Source organism: Chamaesiphon polymorphus CCALA 037 (assembly GCF_003003845.1).
Classification (GTDB): Bacteria; Cyanobacteriota; Cyanobacteriia; order Cyanobacteriales; family Chamaesiphonaceae; genus Chamaesiphon; species Chamaesiphon polymorphus.
This window is the reverse complement of record NZ_PVWO01000595.1, coordinates 1-3,186: the sequence shown is the minus strand read 5'-3', so window position 1 is coordinate 3,186 and position 3,186 is coordinate 1. Positions and strand designations below refer to the sequence as shown.

At 49.8% G+C, this 3,186-nt stretch carries 3 protein-coding genes; all 3 read right to left on the bottom strand.

Going from position 1 to position 3,186, the window contains the following annotated elements; all coding sequences use genetic code 11:
* Positions 1-145: 145 nt before the first annotated feature.
* On the bottom strand, positions 146-1,507 hold the full coding sequence (locus C7B77_RS26885; RefSeq protein WP_106312242.1) for a DUF2254 domain-containing protein: 1,362 nt from the start codon (positions 1,505-1,507) through the stop codon (positions 146-148).
* Positions 1,504-2,625, bottom strand: a complete 1,122-nt coding sequence (locus C7B77_RS26880; RefSeq protein WP_425430849.1) for a mechanosensitive ion channel family protein — start codon at positions 2,623-2,625, stop codon at positions 1,504-1,506. The genes C7B77_RS26885 and C7B77_RS26880 overlap by 4 nt, the downstream gene beginning before the upstream one ends.
* A gap of 29 nt (positions 2,626-2,654) precedes the next feature.
* Positions 2,655-3,186, bottom strand: a 532-nt coding sequence (locus tag C7B77_RS26875) for an S-layer homology domain-containing protein (protein WP_146138547.1), incomplete at its 5' end; no start/stop codon positions are given.

Here is a 3,186-nt window from a genome sequence, read left to right as displayed (position 1 = left end):
GATTAATTTATCTACATATTGATGGATCTTTTGTTAAATAATTTGCATGAATTTAATGAGATCGGATCTGATGATTTATTACAGATTTCGCTCGCTTATTAGTAAGCTATAAATCTTGTAAAAACAGCGATCGCACTTTAGATCGCTAACTCCTTTCATCGCGATCGAGTAAGCGATTAGAATCGATCGCTTTGAGAGCAGCAAGATAACGCTCCCGTACATCCTGGAGATCTAACTCCTCCTCAATTCCGTTCTGGCTGCCCCGTTCGACCGCATCTGCATGACGCTGTAGTGCTGTGCGATCTAGTTCCCGGTGTGTAAACGGTGCGATCGTGGCAATCGCTTCCAATAACCGCATCGTAACGGCAACACTGGACTGACCGTACTGCCGAATCTGGTTGAAGGCAGCATCGATCGCATCTGCAAATTCCAGCGGTTCGGCAATAACCCGCAGCCGATGCCGATCGTCATAGCGATAGGGAGAGGGGATTTCTCGTTGGGCAAAATGACACAGAGCCACACTCAACTGGTCGATACAGCGGATCGCTGTAAACGGATCGTTGATTCCTGGAGATAAAGCGCGTGCGGCAATTTCCACCAGTTGGTCGATCGAAAACTCTAGATCTTGCTGCTCGGTGCGCCCGATACCGAGGACAACTGTATCGGCAATCTTGGCTGCAAGCTTTCGATCGATCTTTTCTTCAGGAAAGACGCGCATCAGTTGGCTACCTTTGACTACAAAGCGACCGGGACGTTGCTCGACTCGCAGCAGCAGATTGCGATCGATTGCAATCTGCATCAGTCGATTGTCATCGATCGCTTGAATATAGCCACTTTCTCTAGCTGCGATCGCACGGGAAAGGCGATCGAAGTCAGTAGGAATAGCGGCTAGACTCTCCTCCTCTAGTTGCTTTGATGCACTGCGTCCGATCCGATCGGGAAAAAGTCGATCGATCGTTTTATCGAGATCGTCACCCACTTTTTTGATGACTCGATCGACCTGAATCGATGCGGCGGAATGATGAATAAAGTAAATTAATACGCCAATACTGGCGATCGCCAAACCAATCCCGACAGTTACTGCTAAGTGCGGGACAAACTCATTTTCTTCAACCCCATTAATCGTGCGTAGCACCATCAAACTATACACAAACGTGGCAATGAAGGTGCCCAAAACGACTTGGTTGCCTGTGTCTCGCATGAAGTTACGTAGCAAGCGCGGGCCAAACTGGGAAGATGCCAACTGAAGTGCGACGATCGTAATCGAAAAAGCCGTGGTCGCAACGCTCATCATCGAACCCGCGATCGCCGATAGGATCGCCCGCGAACCACTAGGGCCGAGGGAGTAAGCCCAGCCTAGTTTTTCGATGATGTTGGTTTCTGCGCTCTGGTCGATCCTGATGGTAATAAATGACAGCCCGATCGCCAGCACCAGCATCAGCGTTGGCACAAACCAGAAGCTAGAATGTAACGAGTCCCACAGTTTGCCTAACTTAGCAGATTTCATCGATCGGTTTGAGTAGTAGGGCTAGGCGAATGGCTGTTAGTTGCTGGCGTAACTTGGGGTCGATCCCGATTTTGCGCCAACTGTCCGAGCGTGTGGCCGATCCTGCGCGGCTGCGGCACTTCGCCCTTGCCAGCAGGCCAACCTTCGCGCTGTTGATGGCGATCGCCATCGGTGGCTTCGGTCTGGTCGTGGAATAAAATCTGTTGGGTGGGGAATGGCAGATCGATTCCATTGGCCAACAACTTATTTTTGATATTTGTCAATACCCGATCTTGCAGGTCGAGCACATCAGCCCGACGCGGCGGCTGCACCCACCACCGAGCGCGAATATTCACCGCGCTACCCGCTAGTTCGACCACGAGCGCATCAGCCGCAGGGCTGGCTAGCACGCCATCTATTTCATTCATTGCCTCCAAAATGAGTCGTCTGGCGGTATCGATATCATCGCCATAGCCAATCCCGATGTCATACTCCAAGCGGCGATGGTCGAATGCAGTATTGACAATGACCGAGTTGGTAAATAATTCTGAATTAGGAATCACAATTCGCCGACCATCATAGGTGCGGATTGTAGTCGCACGGGTTTGAATTTGTTCGACGGTGCCCTCAAAATTCTTAAAGACAATTTGGTCGTCAATTTGAAAAGGTTCGGTCAAGAGAATTAAAATACCTGCCAAGAAGTTCTGAAGAATATCTCGAAATGCAAACCCGATCGCTACCCCACTAATTCCCAATAACTGCACCAGATCGCTAGCTTTGAGGGACGGAATGACAATCGATAGGGCAATAAATAATCCGACTAAAATCATCGCTCCTTGCGCCAATCGCCCCAGCACTAAGCCTAAATTGTGAGCCTGACGGCGATCGCGCGTCAATCTTCTGACTAATCGTTTGAGAGTTCTGGCAATAAAGAAGAAAATGGAGAAGACAATTATTGCCAAGACAATGTTAGGCAATAAAATGATGAAGTCATTTGCCATGTCTTGAATTTTGTTCCAAACAGCAGATATTTCTGTACTCACTGCCACTATGCCGATAAAATGAGCCGTTATTCCTGTCATATTTGCGGCGGCTACAAATACATCCACCGATCGAATGCTGCGGTTAGGGTCGTAAATAGCGACTCCTGTTGCAGTAAGATCGCTGGTTAACGCCCGACAATGTACTTTGTGGCTCGATCTGCGGGCAGCGGACTGATTTTGTCTTGAGCCACTAGGGCTTGATGAATTAAGGCACTAACTTCGCCACGGGTTGCTGCTTGGTTCGGATTTAGCACTCGTGGATCGGGATAATTGACGACAATTCCGGCAGCCGTTGTCTTGGCGACCGCATCAACCGCGTATTTAGGAATCTGGGCGGCATCCCGATAATACTCACTGATAACGATTTTGCGATTAGGCGCAGGTGGTGTGGTGCTAGCAGTTGGCGGCGTGACAGCGGCAACCGCATTGGCTGGTGTGGTCATGAATGGCTGCATCAGTGTCATGATGGCGAGGGGAAACATCATTGGTTTTTTCGCGCGTGTGTTTGCAGGCGGCTGGGTTGCTGGCGTAGTAGCGGCAGTTGAAGGCAATTCGAGGTTGCGAGCCAGCGAAGTTAATACTTGGACTTTGGTGATGGGTTGCTTGGGGCGAAACACTCCGCCTGGATAGCCGTTCATGAACCCCATCTCGTATGCC

What these genes read in the sequence shown, in the direction of transcription:
- C7B77_RS26885 (WP_106312242.1), bottom strand. Translation starts at nt 1,507, where the DNA reads ATGAAATCTGCTAAGTTAGGCAAACTGTGGGACTCGTTACATTCTAGC.